The sequence below is a fragment of the Acinetobacter sp. F16 genome, from assembly GCF_052712855.1.
Genome location: NZ_JBRATK010000004.1, coordinates 36,415 through 52,328, shown reverse-complemented (window position 1 = coordinate 52,328; position 15,914 = coordinate 36,415). Strand labels below are relative to the sequence as shown.

The 15,914-nt window shown below is 42.6% G+C and carries 12 protein-coding genes and 4 tRNA genes; 5 read left to right on the top strand and 11 right to left on the bottom strand.

Translation table 11 applies throughout. The features are described 5' to 3' along the window. The first annotated feature begins 92 nt into the window (after positions 1-92). Entirely contained in the window at positions 93-1,337 is a 1,245-nt protein-coding gene (locus ACU0NF_RS03600) for an NADH:flavin oxidoreductase/NADH oxidase family protein (RefSeq protein ID WP_131384986.1), read from the top strand. 270 nt (positions 1,338-1,607) lie between these two features. On the opposite strand, the gene ACU0NF_RS03595 is transcribed toward ACU0NF_RS03600, so the two are convergent. The 10 genes from ACU0NF_RS03595 to pyrC all read right to left on the bottom strand — a co-directional run bounded on the left by ACU0NF_RS03595 (position 1,608) and on the right by pyrC (position 8,512). After that, positions 1,608-1,683: transfer RNA gene (locus tag ACU0NF_RS03595), tRNA-Glu, on the bottom strand. 12 nt (positions 1,684-1,695) lie between these two features. Then, a tRNA-Glu gene (locus ACU0NF_RS03590) sits at positions 1,696-1,771 on the bottom strand. Positions 1,772-1,898: 127 nt separating this feature from the next. Next, positions 1,899-2,792 carry a hypothetical protein gene (locus tag ACU0NF_RS03585; protein ID WP_445660162.1) on the bottom strand — a complete coding sequence of 298 codons (894 nt, stop codon included), beginning with the start codon at positions 2,790-2,792 and terminating at the stop codon, positions 1,899-1,901. 81 nt (positions 2,793-2,873) lie between these two features. After that, a complete protein-coding gene (locus tag ACU0NF_RS03580; RefSeq protein WP_445660161.1) occupies positions 2,874-4,292 on the bottom strand; it encodes an amino acid permease in 1,419 nt (472 codons plus the stop codon). 111 nt (positions 4,293-4,403) lie between these two features. Then, a tRNA-Glu gene (locus ACU0NF_RS03575) sits at positions 4,404-4,479 on the bottom strand. 156 nt (positions 4,480-4,635) lie between these two features. Further along, positions 4,636-6,060 (bottom strand): amino acid permease, encoded by a 1,425-nt coding sequence (locus ACU0NF_RS03570; protein WP_445660160.1) that lies wholly within the window; start codon positions 6,058-6,060, stop codon positions 4,636-4,638. 134 nt (positions 6,061-6,194) lie between these two features. Continuing rightward, positions 6,195-6,356 (bottom strand): hypothetical protein, encoded by a 162-nt coding sequence (locus tag ACU0NF_RS03565; protein WP_445660159.1) that lies wholly within the window; start codon positions 6,354-6,356, stop codon positions 6,195-6,197. A 381-nt stretch (positions 6,357-6,737) separates the two neighbouring features. Beyond that, a tRNA-Glu gene (locus ACU0NF_RS03560) sits at positions 6,738-6,813 on the bottom strand. A gap of 20 nt (positions 6,814-6,833) precedes the next feature. After that, positions 6,834-7,493 carry a ribonuclease T gene (gene rnt, locus ACU0NF_RS03555; RefSeq protein WP_067724098.1) on the bottom strand — a complete coding sequence of 220 codons (660 nt, stop codon included), beginning with the start codon at positions 7,491-7,493 and terminating at the stop codon, positions 6,834-6,836. Next, entirely contained in the window at positions 7,478-8,512 is a 1,035-nt protein-coding gene (gene pyrC, locus ACU0NF_RS03550) for a dihydroorotase (protein ID WP_445660158.1), read from the bottom strand. Before pyrC ends, rnt begins: the two co-directional genes overlap by 16 nt. 154 nt (positions 8,513-8,666) lie before the next feature. Here pyrC and ACU0NF_RS03545 point away from each other — a divergent pair, with 154 nt between their 5' ends. Continuing rightward, on the top strand, positions 8,667-9,926 hold the full coding sequence (locus ACU0NF_RS03545; RefSeq protein WP_445660157.1) for a GGDEF domain-containing protein: 1,260 nt from the start codon (positions 8,667-8,669) through the stop codon (positions 9,924-9,926). 61 nt (positions 9,927-9,987) lie between these two features. On the opposite strand, the gene argG is transcribed toward ACU0NF_RS03545, so the two are convergent. Beyond that, complete coding sequence (gene argG / locus ACU0NF_RS03540) at positions 9,988-11,331, bottom strand: argininosuccinate synthase (protein WP_131266664.1); 1,344 nt, start codon at positions 11,329-11,331, stop codon at positions 9,988-9,990. 788 nt (positions 11,332-12,119) lie between these two features. Between argG and lldP the strand changes: the two genes are divergently transcribed. From lldP to lldD, 3 genes are read left to right on the top strand one after another with little or no spacing between them, the layout of a single operon-like run. Then, entirely contained in the window at positions 12,120-13,784 is a 1,665-nt protein-coding gene (lldP, locus tag ACU0NF_RS03535; RefSeq protein ID WP_445660156.1) for an L-lactate permease, read from the top strand. A 20-nt stretch (positions 13,785-13,804) separates the two neighbouring features. Continuing rightward, on the top strand, positions 13,805-14,548 hold the full coding sequence (gene lldR / locus ACU0NF_RS03530) for a transcriptional regulator LldR (RefSeq protein WP_445660155.1): 744 nt from the start codon (positions 13,805-13,807) through the stop codon (positions 14,546-14,548). A gap of 2 nt (positions 14,549-14,550) precedes the next feature. Further along, on the top strand, positions 14,551-15,705 hold the full coding sequence (gene lldD, locus ACU0NF_RS03525; protein WP_131213714.1) for an FMN-dependent L-lactate dehydrogenase LldD: 1,155 nt from the start codon (positions 14,551-14,553) through the stop codon (positions 15,703-15,705). Positions 15,706-15,914: the final 209 nt, after the last annotated feature.

Below are 15,914 nucleotides of genomic sequence, written 5' to 3'. Positions count from 1 at the left end.
ACAAGTCATATTGTCAGAATAGTCATTGACGGATTGCAGAATAAGGTTAGGGTATTAAATCTAGATAAATACAAATAAATCAGGATAGAAATATGAGCCATCTTGCTGAAGCGACCACCATTGGAAATGTCACTTTTAAAAATAGAATTATCAAAGCTGCGATGAGTGAAGCCTTGGCAAATGATGCAGGTCAGCCAAGCCAGTTACATTTTAATCTTTATGAAGCTTGGGCCAAAGGTGGCTTGGGTTGCGCGATTACCGGCAATGTGATGGTAGATTTCCGCGCCAAAAATGAACCGGGCGTGGTGGTGATTGAGTCGGAACGTGATTTGGCCAAGCTACAGCAATGGGCAGAGATTGGTAAACAGCATGGCATGGTGCAACTGATTCAATTGTCCCATCCAGGCCGTCAGTGTCCTAAAGGCTTAAACAAGGAAACGGTTGCACCGTCGGCAGTTCCTTTTAGCCCGGTGCTTGCCACCACATTTGGTACACCGCGTGAATTAGGTGAAGATGAAATTCTCGACATTATCCAGCGTTTTGCCACTTCTGCCCAAATCTGTGAAAAAGCCGGTTTTGAAGGCGTGCAGTTGCATGGTGCGCATGGTTATCTGATCAGCCAGTTTTTATCGCCCTTGACCAATAAGCGTCAGGATCAATGGGGCGGCTCGATTGAAAACCGCATGCGTTTCTTGCTGGAAATTTATAAAGCAGTTCGTGCGGCAACGTCGGAACAATTTATCATTTCGGTGAAACTGAACTCGGCAGATTTCCAGCGTGGCGGAATTACAGAAGATGAAGTCATTGCAGTGTTTAAAGCGATTGATGAAGCGGGAATTGACCTGATTGAAATTTCAGGCGGAACCTATGAAGCCCCGGCAATGGCTGGAGCAAAAGCAGATAAACGTAAAGTCAGCACCATTGCCCGTGAAGCGTATTTCCTCGATTTTGCCGAGAACATTCGTAAACAGGTCAAATGTCATTTAATGGTGACAGGCGGTTTTCGTACGGTAGCAGGAATGAATGCAGCGCTGGATAGTGGTGCATGTGAATTTATCGGAATTGCCCGTCCGTTGGCGGTGGAAACCGACTTAACCGATCGTTTGATAGCGGGACAGGATGTGCGTTACGCAGTAGATAAAATTAAAACCGGCATCCCGATGGTCGATAAAATGGCGATTATGGAAATTATCTGGTACGCCGCACAGTTTAAAGATATTGCGCAAGGCAAACGCCCTAATCCAAAACTTTCACCGCTGAAAGTGTTCTTGAAATATGCCACAGGCAATATTACCGCCATCATTAAAGGCCAGATTAATTCACGTCGTAGTGCTTAAGCGGATTACCATGCTTTAGGCCAATACCACTCAAACTCCAAAGCAGACCATTGTCCTTTTTCCGCTGCACGTTGAAAGGCCTGTCTGTTTTTTTATGGGATATTTAAAAGAGCATTATCTTTTTTAGAAAAATATTCAGAGAAAATAGTAATAGTTTTACGATCTGGAAAGTACGAAATAAAAAGCAGTTTGGAATTTATAATATTTAAAAACAAAAAAGCCTGAGTCAAAATGCTCAGGCTTTTTTATGAGATTTTTCAATCTCGAATATGGCGACCCTACGGGGATTCGAACCCCGGTTACCGCCGTGAAAGGGCGATGTCCTAGGCCTCTAGACGATAGGGTCATCTATATGAATTGGCGTCCCCACGGGGATTCGAACCCCGGTTACCGCCGTGAAAGGGCGATGTCCTAGGCCTCTAGACGATGGGGACGTTTCAGAGGTGGGCGTATAATAGGGTGGATATTAATACCTGTCAAACCTTTTTCGGAGATAATCTTTAAAAACCCAATCAAGTGAATAAAAATAAAACAAATATGTGAAATATACTCTGAAATTCGCTATTTTTTGCATTTTAAGGCATCCACGATGCTTTTGATGACCGCGGGATGCTGTAAATAGCCGCTAATGCTATGTGGATTGTTGATGGGTGTTCTGATTGCCTGATTAATAATCGGTGGTTCAAAATTGAAGGGGGCATTACACAAAGGGAAGGCAGTTAAAAAATCATCAGGTGAATAAAAGTTGAACCAGTCACCATAAAGTTGAGGTGGTCTGGAAATAGGGGTGACAAGTTTTTCCTGAATGACTTTAAAGGCCAGAGGCGAGCCTAAAGTAATAAAGCGCTGAATTCTGAAATGCGGATATTGATGCAACAGGTTATAGGTAATGACCGACCCGAGTGAATGCGCGACAATAATATGATCCAGCTCTGGATGAAGATAAGACATGATCCGCTGATGAACTTCCTGCATAAAATCCGGGTTGGAGAGATATAAGTAAGTTTCAATTAAGAATTTATGAATTAATGTTTCATGCAGCTTGGGATAATGGTTGAGAAACAGAACCAGCTCTTTAAAGGCATGATCTCGGGTCAATGCTGTAAACACGGCCAGGCGCTGGGTCAGTGACTTGGCGTATGCTGGATTAAAATCCGGTAATGCGCTGACACAGGGATGAGGCTCCGGGGCGATGGTGCTGTTATGCCTTAAATGAAAGGGTAGATGTAAATGCGCAATAGACTTGGGTAATAAAGTATCTAAATCCAGGTTGTTATACAGTTTATGTTTGCTGAGTAAATCACCATAAAAGGGTAACTTGATATCCAGTGAGTTTAGTTCAAGATCGAGATGTGAATGATTTAAACCGGACTGAAAGGCATTTAACCAATGTTGTCTTAATGAATCTGCATCATAGCTTTGCTGATTCATGCCGTGAATAAAAATGATTTTCATACCGGGTCAGACTTTTTATAGAGGTTATTGTCTTTATTGAGCTTAAAAAAAAGAGTGGTACTTGACCACTCTTTTTATGTGTTAGTTTTGCTTTCGATAGAAAACATAATAACTGAGATAACACGCGGCAATAAAGATCAAACAACCAATAAAGCCCGGTAGCATTTCAGGGTCAGTTGCCATACTGATACAGGTAATAAAACAGAATACAAAACCTAAGATCGGCACGATTGGAAACAAGGGTGCGGCAAAGCCTAATTCTTTTGCAGTATGACCTGCTTTATACCATTGACGACGGAAATTGAACTGGCTCAAGCAAATGCTCATCCAAACCACAACCATGGTAAATGCAGCTACACCTAGCAAGTTTTTGAAGATGGTTTCAGGTGCAAATTGTTCTGACAATAAACCCGGTAATGCACCTAGCATGGTGACCATGATCGCAATAAATGGAATACCGCGATGATTCACTTTAGAGAACACAGCAGGGAGTTGTTTTTTATCAGATAACGACCACATCATACGTGAAGCGGCATATAAACCCGAGTTGGCTGCAGATAACAGCGCCGTAATAATTACAAAGCGAATAATATCTTCTGCATGTGGAATACCAATATAGGTAAATACAGTGACGAATGGACTGCTACTGACACCTTCAGCACCCAAGCCTGCCAGCTGGTGTGGCAACAGCGCGCTAATCACGACAATGGTACCGACAAAGAAGATTAGCAATCGCCAGATCGCTGCATTGATCGCTTTAGGCACATTCTTGGCAGGGTCTTTGGTTTCACCGGCAGCCACACCAATCAGTTCGGTGCCCGAGAAGGCGAAGTTCACAATCAGCATGGTTGCGAAAATAGGGAACAAGCCTTGAGGGAACCAGCCTTGAGCGGTCAGGTTGCTAAATAAAGGCGCAGATGAGTAACCCTGGAATGAAAATATCCCAAAGATTGCCAATAGACCTAAAATAATAAAGCTGATTACCGTGACCACTTTGACGAGTGATAGCCAAAATTCAGATTCTGCAAATAATTTGGTTGAACTCATGTTGAGTCCAAAAACAATGGCTGCAAAACCAATGGTCCAAATCCAGACCGAAATTTGCGGAAACCATTCCTGCATCAGCAAGGCTGCCGCAGTAAATTCAGTTCCCAGCGTGGCTGTCCAGGTTAGCCAATATAACCAGGTAATCATATAGCCCGTACCCGGACCAATGAATTTGTGTGCATATGTTCCAAAAGAACCCGATTCGGGCATATGCACTGCAAGCTCGCCTAAACAAAGCATGACAGCATAGGCAATTAAACCACCTAATACATAGGCGATGATGGCACCTACAGGCCCCGTTTGTGCAATGACTTCACCCGAACCTAAAAACAAACCTGTTCCGATTGCGCCACCAAGCGAAATCATGACCAGATGTCGAGTACTCATAGCGCGTTTTAAAGGCGCAGAATTGCCCTGATGCGAAGCATCATTCGGAGTATGAGATGACTGCATAAGAGAAAAACAAAAAAGAGAAATGAAGCAAGCTATTGTAGTGAAAAACTACAAATCTGCAATGTAATAATGAGAACTGTTGAAGCTTGAATGATCGTATGAAACGATATATGGCGACCCTACGGGGATTCGAACCCCGGTTACCGCCGTGAAAGGGCGATGTCCTAGGCCTCTAGACGATAGGGTCGTTAGGAGGTGATGCGTATATTATGGATTTTTAAGGAGACTGTCAAACCTGTAATTGCATTATTTTTAAAATATTGAATTGATTGCATAAAAAATGACAAATCTCTATAAAAAAGCGCAGTTTTAAACTGCGCTTCCTTGATATGGCCATCACCAACTAATTTTTATTATGATACAACCAATAATAACTGGCATAGCAGCCTGCCATAAACAGCAGGCAGCCAATAAAACCAGAAATCATTTCAGGATCTGCAGCCATGCTTAAACCTGTCGCTGTACAGCAAACAAAACCGAGAATCGGTACCAGCGGAAACCATGGGGTACGGAATTTAAGTTCTGCAACCTGATGACCCTGTTTGAGCCATTGACGGCGGAAATTAAACTGGCTCCAGCAGATACTCATCCAGACAATGACCATGGTAAATGCAGCAACACCGAGCAAGTTTTTAAAGATGACATCTGCGCCAAACTGTTCTGAAAGCAGACCCGGTAAACCACCAATCATGGTGACCAGCACCGCCAGTACAGGAATACCAGATTTGCTGACTTTAGCAAATACACGAGGCAGCTGGTTCTGTGCTGCCAAAGCCCACATCATGCGGGAAGCGGCATAAAGTCCAGAGTTTGCAGTCGAAAGTAATGCGGTAATAATCACAAAACGGATGATATCAACCGCGTAAGGAATGCCCATCAGGTTAAACACCGATACAAATGGACTGCTACTTAAACCATGACCGGCATTGAGTCCTGCATCCTGATAAGGAAGCAGAGAACTAATCACGATAATCGTTCCCACAAAGAAAATGATTAAGCGCCAAACAGCCGCATGAATGGCTTTGGGGACATTCTTCTCTGGATTTTGGGTTTCACCCGCCGCAATCCCGATCATTTCCGTACCATTAAAGGCAAAATTGACAATCAGCATGGTGGCAAAAATAGGAAATATGCCGTTAGGTAACCAGCCATGTTCAGTTAAATTTGCAAACAGTGGGGCAGATTCATAACCTTGAAAAGGAATGAAGCCAAAAATAGCGCCAAAACCTAAAACAATGAAAACCAGAACCGTCGCCACTTTAATCATGGAAAGCCAAAACTCAGATTCGGCAAATGTTCGGGTGGAACTCAAGTTGGACAGCAGAACCCCACTGGCAAAAATCAGCGTCCATATCCAGATAGAGGTACTGGGAAACCATTCCTGCATCAGTAATGCGGCGGCAGTAAATTCAGTACCTAGCGTTGCTGACCAGCCAAGCCAGTACATCCACGACACCATATATCCTGTACCGGGGCCAATATAATTGGATGCGAAGGCACCAAAGGAGCCAGACACGGGTAAATGCACGGCAAGCTCGCCTAAGCAAAGCATGACCATATAGGCAATTAAACCGCCAATAATATAGGCAATGACTGCACCCAGCGGACCTGCTTGTGAAATGACTTCACCAGAACCCAGAAATAAACCGGTACCGATTGCACCACCAAGAGAGAGCATAATGAGATGACGCTTGGTCATGGCTCTTTTTAACGAACTGGTTTGCCCCTCGGCAGCTGAATGCTGCGAAGGCTGAATAGGAGATTGCATAATCTAGAAAAAGAGTTGAAAGAATTATTTTAATTGTTGATTGCGTGAATATTCATATAAATCGTTTTTTTCTGACTCATTACTAAATTTAATAAGAAAACCAGATAAATAAAAAGAATGACTTAAACCGCGCTTTAATGATCCGGTGTTTGATATTTTGGTAATTGTTGCGCAGGTGCCTGTTTAGGTGCAGCAGAGGAAGATTCTTGGGCAGGTTTGGCATCTTTGCTGGCAAGATAAATATATACGGCCGAAGGCAGCAGAATCATGAACACAATAAAAACGTTTTTCAACATCATCGAGGCAGTATTGAAGGGAGAGCTTAACCTTAGCATGCAAGCTGAGATAAAAAAAGAGCACCAAAGTGCTCAGGAGTTAAACTTTTAAAATTAGAATTTAAAAGTAATATCGGCAATAAATTGGCGAGCGGTTTTAATGTTCGTGGCTCCATCATTATTTACATCGCTATTTTATGGACTGATCAGATGATTAACCATTAGACCTAAGACGGATTCAAATTTCTGGAAATTGAAAATATCGCTTGGCAATTAAAATAGAATAAAAGCCGTTTTAATCGAAACTAAAATAATGAATAAATAGAGGGACTTAAAAATAAGCAAAATCTAAAAAATAGAATACTTTTAAGAAATTGAATGAAAGCGAGAAGAAAGAATAGATGGCGTCCCTACGGGGATTCGAACCCCGGTTACCGCCGTGAAAGGGCGATGTCCTAGGCCTCTAGACGATAGGGACGTTTAGAAGATGGCGGTATCTTATTGATCCGCCACCAGAGTGTCAAGTAGATGAGGTGCGAGTTTGTTCAAAATATAGCAAAACAGTTCAGCAGTCTTTTGAGTATCGTATAAAGCAGAGTGTGCTTCCTTACCATCGAACTCAATTCCAGCGTGAATACACGATTTTGCCAGTACGGTTTGACCAAACATGACCGCACTTAAAGTCACGGTATCGAACACAGAAAAACTGTGAAACGGATTTTGATTTTTAGTTCCGGTACGTGCAATGGCTGCTTGTACAAAACCTAGATCGAAATGCGCATTATGACCGACCAAAACGGCGTGGGTACAATTCTGCTGGCGACGAACTTCATTTACAGATTTAAAAATACGTTTTAAGGCACTTTTTTCATCTTCAGCCATAGCCATACGCATCGGATTAAATGGATCAACCCCAATAAAATCCAGTGAACGACGGTCTAAATTCGCCCCTTCAAAAGGATTAATATGTGCATGATGGGCTTCGCCTGGCACAAATTGACCTTCTTCGTTATAAATAATGGGAATTGCTGCAATTTCCAATAAGGCATCGGTCTGTGAGTTAAAACCTGCTGTCTCGACATCGACAACAACAGGTAGAAATCCACGGAAACGCTGACCAATTATTGGTTGGGTTTCATCTGTCACACTTTTCTCCATTGGATGGTATTACCCGCATATAGTGGGATAATTTTTTCACCATCCAAGTAGTCTAAACTTGTCGGAATAACTTGCTCTTCTTTGACCAGGGTAATGGTGTTGGTATTACGCGGCAGACCATAGAAGTCAGCACCGAAGTGGCTGGCAAAACCTTCCAGACTGTCAATTTTACCGACTTGGTCAAAAGCTTGAGCATATAATTCAATTGCGGTAGGGGCACTATAGCAACCTGCACAGCCACATGCATTTTCTTTGGCATTTTTTGAATGCGGCGCGCTGTCTGTACCCAAGAAAAATTTAGGATTCGAGCTGGTCGCCACTTCAAGTAATGTTTGCTGATGGGTTTGACGTTTTAAAATCGGCAAACAATAGAAATGCGGTTTCACGCCACCGACCAGCATATCATTACGGTTAAACAATAAATGCTGCGGGGTAATCGTCGCAGCAACATTGCGGTCTTGTTCGAGCACAAAATGTGCAGCTTCACTGGTAGTAATGTGTTCAAGCACCAGTTTAAGCTGAGGGAACTGTTTTAAAAGCGGAGACAGCACTTCATCCAGGAAGCGTTTTTCACGATCAAAAATATCGACATGGTTGTGAGTGACTTCACCATGAAGCAATAAAGGCACTTGATGCTCTTCAAGTTGCTCGATTACGGCATAAACTTTACGAATATCGCTGACACCATTGTCTGAATTTGTCGTTGCACCAGCAGGGTATAGCTTGATGGCATTTACATGTTCAGATTCTTTAATTTTTTTAACTTCACTCGGTTGGGTGAAGTCGGTAAAGTAAAGCACCATACGCGGATCAAATGAGATGCCTTCAGGCACATGCGCCAAAATACGTTCACGATAAGCAATCGCTTCTTCAACTGTTTTCACAGGAGGAACAGTGTTTGGCATACAGATTGCGCGTGCAAACTGTTTGGCTAAATCTGGAACCGTACGTTTTAAAGCAAGACCATCACGAAGGTGAGCGTGCCAATCATCTGGCTGGAGGAGAGTGATTGTATTCAAGGCCATTTCAATCGAGGAAATAAAACAAATGATAATCTATAAAGTGTGAAAATGGTAACGAGAATTAAAGACAAATGGTGATATATATTTAAATATAAACCATAAAATTGTGTTACTTTTAAGTAACTAAAAAATAACTACATAATGCTTGCGAATGGAATACAAGTATAATCTGGCTAAATTACAGTATGATAAAGAAAAAGTAGAAGAACTGATTACGCAGCAAAGTCGCCGCGTAGGACAAGTTTTTCCAAAAAAATTAGAACAGGAATTTTGGTCTAAAAATTTAGAACGCGCGCGTAAACATATCGAAAAATACTTTTGGGGTGGCGTTTTAACCTATTTTGTTTTTATGGTGGTCATGATTCCAAGTGACTACTGGATTATCGACCAGCAATATTTCGTCCATGATTTCGTGCGCTGCATGTTAGGACTGGTGAATGGTGGCTCTTGTTTAATGGTCTTGTTCTGTTTTGCTTATTACCCTAAATTACGTCCATATTTTGCCCATGCTGCGATGGGACTCAAGTTTTGGGCGATTGTCTCCATGTCATGGTTGACCATGACTGTAGATACGGTTGTGCTGCAGCATCAGGCCATGGCGATATTATGTATTATTTATATTCTTGGTTATATTCTGACCGGGGTAAAACCCTTTCACATGTTAGTGACAGGCGTATCGGCAGCACTGTTCACCATTGTTCTGTTTTTAGGGCTGCAAGTTAATTTTGATGCGATGGTGCTGGGGCGGATTCTCACGGGAAGCTGTGTACTTGGTTATGTAATTAGTCATATGATTTTTGCACGTGAACGGATGATTTACTTATATTCGATGCGGGCCAGAATTAGTGAAAAAATTCACCGTATTCATAATTCAGAATTGCTGCATTTGAGTCAGCACGATGAACTGACTAAAATTTCAAATCGTCGTACTTTTGATGAAATGATGGAAGTTTTTTATCAGCAAACTCGCCTAGAGCATAGCTCTTTATCCGTTTTGTTTATTGATGTCGATTTCTTTAAAAACTATAACGATTTTTACGGCCATCAAAAAGGCGATGATGTCATTTTTTCCATTGCCAAATCCATTAAAAATGCCATCCGGCATATGGACTTTGTCGCACGCTATGGTGGCGAAGAGTTTGTGGTGTTATTGCCAGAAACAGATGCTCATGGTGCCTATGCAGTTGCATCAAATATTTTTAAGGCCATAGAGCGTTTGGAAATTCCACATGCTCAATCATCGGTGTCGAGCTATATTACGATTAGTTTGGGGATTACCGTGTATCGAGGGGAAAATGAGCTGAGCAAAGAAGAATTGCTCAAGATTGCCGATCAAGCCTTGTATCGGGCCAAACAGCTTGGACGCAACCAGATTTATTATCAATCTATTCGTGCGGCCAATATTGCTTAGCGTCGCAAAATTCAGCGATAAAAAAACCGCCATTTAGGCGGTTTTTTGACATCAAACAAACTTATTTGTTTTTGTCTTTTAATTGAGGCACTGCAGAACCTGTACCCACAGCAAGAAGACCTGCGTTGGTATAGATGCCGAGTTTCGCACGTGTATCGGTAATGTCCAGGTTACGCATGGTTAACTGACCAATACGGTCCATAGGCGTAAACATAGAATCACCTTTCTCCATCGTCAAACGCTCAGCTTCATAAGTGAGGTTCTCAGATTCAGTGTTCATGATGGTGAAGTCATTACCACGACGAAGTTCTAGCGTTACGGTACCAGTCACGGCTTTAGCCACCCAGCGTTGAGCGGTTTCACGAAGCATAAGCGCTTGAGAATCGAACCAGCGACCTTGGTAAAGCAGACGGCCTAAACGTAAACCGTTGATACGGTATTGCTCAATGGTATCTTCGTTATGAATACCGGTTACAAGGCGTTCGTAAGTGATATGAAGAAGCGCCATACCTGGTGCTTCATAGATACCGCGAGATTTCGCCTCGATGATACGGTTTTCGATTTGATCCGACATGCCTAGACCATGACGACCACCGATACGGTTCGCTTCAAGAATCAATTCAACTGGATTGTCAAAACGTTGGCCGTTCAATGCAACTGGAGTACCTTCTTCGAAAGTCACAGATACAAGTTCAGGTTTAACCTCAACCTCGTCTTTCCAGAACGCAACACCCATGATTGGATCAACGATTTTGATACCGGCATTCAGGTATTCAAGATCTTTGGCTTCGTGAGTCGCACCCAACATGTTTGAGTCAGTCGAGTAAGCTTTTTCTTTTGACATTTTATAGTCAAAGCCGTTGTCGATTAAGAATTGCGACATTTCGGCACGGCCACCCAATTCATCAATAAACGTTTGGTCTAACCAAGGTTTATAGATTTTAAGGTTCGGGTTGGTGAGCAAACCATAACGGTAGAAACGTTCAATGTCGTTACCCTTATAAGTTGAACCGTCACCCCAGATGTTTACGTCGTCTTCTTTCATTGCGGTAACAAGCATGGTACCTGTTACTGCACGACCCAATGGAGTCGTGTTGAAATAAGGAACACCGCCAGTGCTAATATGGAAAGCGCCACATTGAATCGCAGCAATACCTTCAAGTGCAAGCTGTAAACGGCAGTCAACTAAACGAGCTTTTACTGCGCCATAAGCTTCAGCTTTCTTAGGAATCGCATCGTAGTCTTCTTCATCTGGCTGACCCAAGTTTGCTGTATAAGCATAAGGTTCAGCACCTTTTTGTTTCATCCACAATAAAGCAGCTGAAGTATCAAGGCCACCAGAGAAGGCAATCCCGACTTTTTTGCCTACTGGTACATTCTGCAAGATAGTTGCATTGTCAGTCATTGTAAGTCCTAACGATATAAAATAGGCACCACGATAATTGGTAGCCGAGGAGAATCTATAGTTGCTTCAATTGTAGCACTTTTAGGTAAAAATTTTTTCGTAAAAATAAACAATCAAAAAAATATCTGTACTTTTTAAGCGGATCGTATAGTGAAAGATCATTAACAGATGATTTAAGGACAGTGAAAAGGAATTTAATTAAATAATTTACCCTGTAAATTAAAAGTGAAGAGTTAGAGCCTAGAACCTCTTTATGGATTTGGTAGAGCACAAGAATAACAAGAGTTGAGTAAAGCCAGCATTTGCTTTACTCCATTGTCACCGCGTTGAAAACGGTAAAAAATTATAGTCCAATTTCTGAGCTAATGAAGTCTCCTGATGCCTGCCAAGTTGAAAGGCTGGAGGAAACGGAACAGGTTGTTTTGAGGGTTAAAATATATAATATGGAACAGCAAGTTAGATGGATTAGACTAAAGTTGCATACATATATAGAAGTCAAAATATAATTTAAAAAAAAATTAAATAAAAACAAAGCTAAAGTTTCTGTCGAATCATTTTTAGCGCATTTTAAAAAACAGTCTCTGATTTAAATTCCTGTATTTATTGGTCTGACCGATAATATTTTATTTAGACCGCTATTGATCTTTAATTAAACAAAAACTAGTATATTTGCTTAAATATGAATTATTTTTTTGTTTTATTTATTATTGGTCATACCAATAATGATTTAATCTTTAAAATAATCAGACCAATTCTAATCGCGCCGTGAGCATTTCAAGGAGAAGACAATGCTTCAATCTTGGCAACAGATTTACGATCCTATGGGGAATATCTGGATTTCCAGTGCAATTGCCCTTATTCCCATTATCTTTTTCTTCCTCGCATTGGCGGTTTTTCGATTAAAAGGTAGTGTGGCGGGAACCATTACAGTTGTTTTAGCACTGCTGGTTTCTCTTTTTGCTTATCAGATGCCTGTTGCAGTCGCTTTTGCCTCCATGATTTATGGCTTTTTCTACGGCTTGTGGCCGATTGCCTGGATTATTATTGGGGCGGTATTTTTATATAAAATTTCAGTAAAAACCGGACAATTTAATATTATCCGTTCTTCAATTTTATCCATTACCGAAGACCAACGTTTGCAAATGCTGCTGGTGGGTTTTGCTTTTGGTACCTTTCTTGAGGGTGCGGCAGGTTTTGGTGCACCGGTTGCCATTACGGCTGCCTTACTGGTCGGACTGGGCTTTAAACCATTATATGCAGCAGGCTTATGTTTAATTGTAAATACTGCACCCGTTGCCTTTGGCGCGATGGGGATTCCGATTATTGTCGCAGGGCAGGTGTCTGGCGTGGATACCATGGAAATTAGCCAGATGGTGGGCCGTCAGTTACCGTTCATGGTGCCGATCGTCTTGTTCTGGATCATGGGGATTATGGATGGCTGGCGTGGTATTAAAGAAACCTGGCCTGCCGTGATTGTGGGTGGTGGCTCTTTTGCAATTGCACAATATTTAACCTCTAATTTTGTTGGTCCAGAACTGCCGGATATTACTGCAGCCATTGCATCTTTAGTGACCTTGACGATTTTACTTAAATTCTGGAAACCTAAACACATCTTCCGTTTTAGCAATGAAGACGGCAATGTTGATGAGAGCTTAGAAGCCGATAAGCAAAAAAAATACACACTGCCACAGATTGCCAAAGCTTGGTCGCCATTTATGATTTTAACCGTAATGGTGACCATTTGGAGTATCAAACCCTTTAAAGATTTGTTCACCAAAGACGGTGCATTACATGACTGGGTGTTTTCAATCAAGGTGCCGTATTTGCATCAACTGGTGCAGAAAATGCCGCCGGTGGTTCCACAAGTTAAAGACTACGATGCTATTTTTAAATTTGACTGGCTCTCTGCCACAGGGACAGCCATTTTTATTGCAGCGGTCATTACTATTATTTTCCTAAAAATGAAGCCAAAAGAAGCGGTTGTGACTTTTGGTGAAACGCTTAATGAATTAAAAACCCCGATTTATTCCATTGGTATGGTGTTGGCCTTTGCGTTCATTGCTAATTATTCAGGCATGTCGGCAACATTGGCATTGGCGCTGGCACATAGCGGTAAAGCCTTTACTTTCTTCTCGCCATTCTTGGGCTGGATCGGGGTGTTTTTAACCGGTTCCGATACTTCAGCCAATGCATTGTTTGCAGCGCTGCAAGCCACCACCGCTCAACAGATTGGGGTGCCGGAAGTGCTGCTGGTTGCGGCCAATACCAGTGGCGGGGTCACCGGAAAAATGATTTCGCCGCAATCCATTGCAATTGCTTGTGCTGCGGTAGGACTTGTAGGTAAAGAATCTGATCTGTTCCGTTTTACCGTTAAACACAGTATCGTCTTTACCATCATGATGGGTATTATTATTACCTTACAAGCTTATGTGTTCCCGTGGATGATTCCATAACACGCAATTGAGGTCAGCAAATGAAAGTCTCCGACAAAGTCGTACAAAGCCTGCGCATATTGATTGAGCAAAACAATATGAAAGTTGGAGATCGTTTGCCTGCTGAACGGAAATTATGTGAACAACTGGGCGTATCTCGTTCCTCTTTACGCGAAGCCATTCAGCAACTGACCAGTCGGGGAATGTTACTGAGTAAAGTCGGAGCAGGTACTTTTTTGCAGCAATTGCCGACCAACTGGTCGCAACATCAAATCGTGCAGCCCTTAAGTGACTTGATTGATCAGGATCCTGCTTACCGTTTTGATGTGCAGGAAGCACGAACTATTCTGGAAGGTGGGACAGCGTGGTATGCCGCAGAGCGTGCCACCCCTGAAGACCTGCAAAATATTCGGGATTGCTATGCGCAGATCAGTCATTTTCAAGCCATTGGTGATGATGATCAGGCGGCACAGGCCGATGCCAGATTTCATCTTGCCATTGCTGAAGCTTCGCATAATCTGGTGCTGATCCAGATGATGCGTGGCTTATTTGATTTATTGCAATTCAACGTGGTTCTGGGACGCCGAAAAGTGTATTCCGAACCGCATCGTTTTGATCAGTTGCATTTACAGCATCAACAAGTGATAGATGCGATTGAACGTCGAGATCCAGAAGCTGCCAGACAGGCAGTGTGTGGACATATTGAGTTTGTTATTCAACAAGTGCGCTCGATTGATGAGGAAGATGCCCGTCGTCAGCGTGCGAGTCGATTAAATAGGATTTAACCATGATTATTTCTTCTGCTAATGATTACCGCGAAGCCGCTAGACGTCGCTTGCCACCCTTTTTGTTTCATTATATTGATGGGGGAGCATATGCGGAATATACGCTCAAGCGTAATGTGGAAGACTTATCCAAAATTGCCTTAAGACAGCGTGTTCTGAACGACATGTCGTCTTTAAGTCTGGAAACCCGATTGTTTGATGAAACCTTGTCGATGCCTGTGGCTTTATCGCCGGTCGGATTGACAGGGATGTACGCGCGTCGCGGTGAAGTGCAGGCGGCAGTCGCGGCAGATAAAAAAGGCATTCCTTTTACTTTATCGACAGTTTCAGTCTGTCCGATTGAAGAAGTGGCACCAGCCATCCAGCGCCCAATGTGGTTTCAGCTTTATGTGCTACGTGACCGCGGTTTTATGAAAAATGCCTTGGAGCGTGCCAAAGCGGCAGGTTGTTCAACTTTAATTTTTACTGTGGATATGCCCGTTCCAGGTGCACGTTACCGTGACGCGCATTCTGGAATGAGTGGTGCCAATGCCGCCATGCGCCGTTATTTGCAATCAGTACTGCATCCGCAATGGGCATGGGATGTGGGATTGCATGGCCGTCCGCACGACTTGGGCAATATTTCTAAATACTTGGGTAAACCGACTGGGCTTGAAGATTATATCGGCTGGTTAGGCAATAATTTCGATCCGTCTATTTCATGGAAAGATCTGGAATGGATTCGGGAATACTGGGATGGACCCATGGTCATCAAGGGTATTTTAGATCCTGAAGATGCCAAGGATGCGGTACGTTTTGGTGCCGATGGGATTGTGGTGTCGAATCATGGGGGACGTCAGCTGGACGGCGTTTTATCCAGTGCCCGCGCTCTACCGCCGATTGCCGATGCAGTCAAAGGCGAGATTAAAATTTTGGCCGATTCCGGTATTCGTAATGGTTTAGATGTGGTGCGCATGTTGGCTTTGGGTGCAGATACTTGCATGCTCGGTCGTGCCTTTATTTATGCTTTAGGTGCAGCAGGCGGAGCCGGTGTTTCTAATCTACTGGATTTAATCGACAAAGAAATGCGTGTAGCAATGACTTTGACCGGGGCTAGAACGATTCAAGATATTACGTCAGATTGTTTGGTGAAGCTGAATAGAGAGTTGGCTGAGTGATGATCTATCCGAACTCTTTTTTAAAAAAGAATGAGTTCCCTCTCTTTATTAAAGAGGGGGTTAGGGAAGATGTTGAGAATTTATAAATTCTAAATTTCAGAAAAATGGCTCCGCTTTTTTAGTTTTTCTCCAGGTATCTGTTAATCCTATACAGAAGAAATTCAAACAAGACGACTTTAGACGGAGTCTTATCATGAAAAAGCAAATAT

What these genes read in the sequence shown, in the direction of transcription:
- ACU0NF_RS03570 (WP_445660160.1), bottom strand. Translation starts at nt 6,060, where the DNA reads ATGCAATCTCCTATTCAGCCTTCGCAGCATTCAGCTGCCGAGGGGCAA.
- ACU0NF_RS03600 (WP_131384986.1), top strand. Translation starts at nt 93, where the DNA reads ATGAGCCATCTTGCTGAAGCGACCACCATTGGAAATGTCACTTTTAAA.
- ACU0NF_RS03565 (WP_445660159.1), bottom strand. Translation starts at nt 6,356, where the DNA reads ATGTTGAAAAACGTTTTTATTGTGTTCATGATTCTGCTGCCTTCGGCC.
- lldD (WP_131213714.1), top strand. Translation starts at nt 14,551, where the DNA reads ATGATTATTTCTTCTGCTAATGATTACCGCGAAGCCGCTAGACGTCGC.
- ACU0NF_RS03545 (WP_445660157.1), top strand. Translation starts at nt 8,667, where the DNA reads ATGGAATACAAGTATAATCTGGCTAAATTACAGTATGATAAAGAAAAA.
- lldP (WP_445660156.1), top strand. Translation starts at nt 12,120, where the DNA reads ATGCTTCAATCTTGGCAACAGATTTACGATCCTATGGGGAATATCTGG.
- rnt (WP_067724098.1), bottom strand. Translation starts at nt 7,493, where the DNA reads ATGGAGAAAAGTGTGACAGATGAAACCCAACCAATAATTGGTCAGCGT.
- argG (WP_131266664.1), bottom strand. Translation starts at nt 11,331, where the DNA reads ATGACTGACAATGCAACTATCTTGCAGAATGTACCAGTAGGCAAAAAA.
- lldR (WP_445660155.1), top strand. Translation starts at nt 13,805, where the DNA reads ATGAAAGTCTCCGACAAAGTCGTACAAAGCCTGCGCATATTGATTGAG.
- ACU0NF_RS03580 (WP_445660161.1), bottom strand. Translation starts at nt 4,292, where the DNA reads ATGCAGTCATCTCATACTCCGAATGATGCTTCGCATCAGGGCAATTCT.
- ACU0NF_RS03585 (WP_445660162.1), bottom strand. Translation starts at nt 2,792, where the DNA reads ATGAAAATCATTTTTATTCACGGCATGAATCAGCAAAGCTATGATGCA.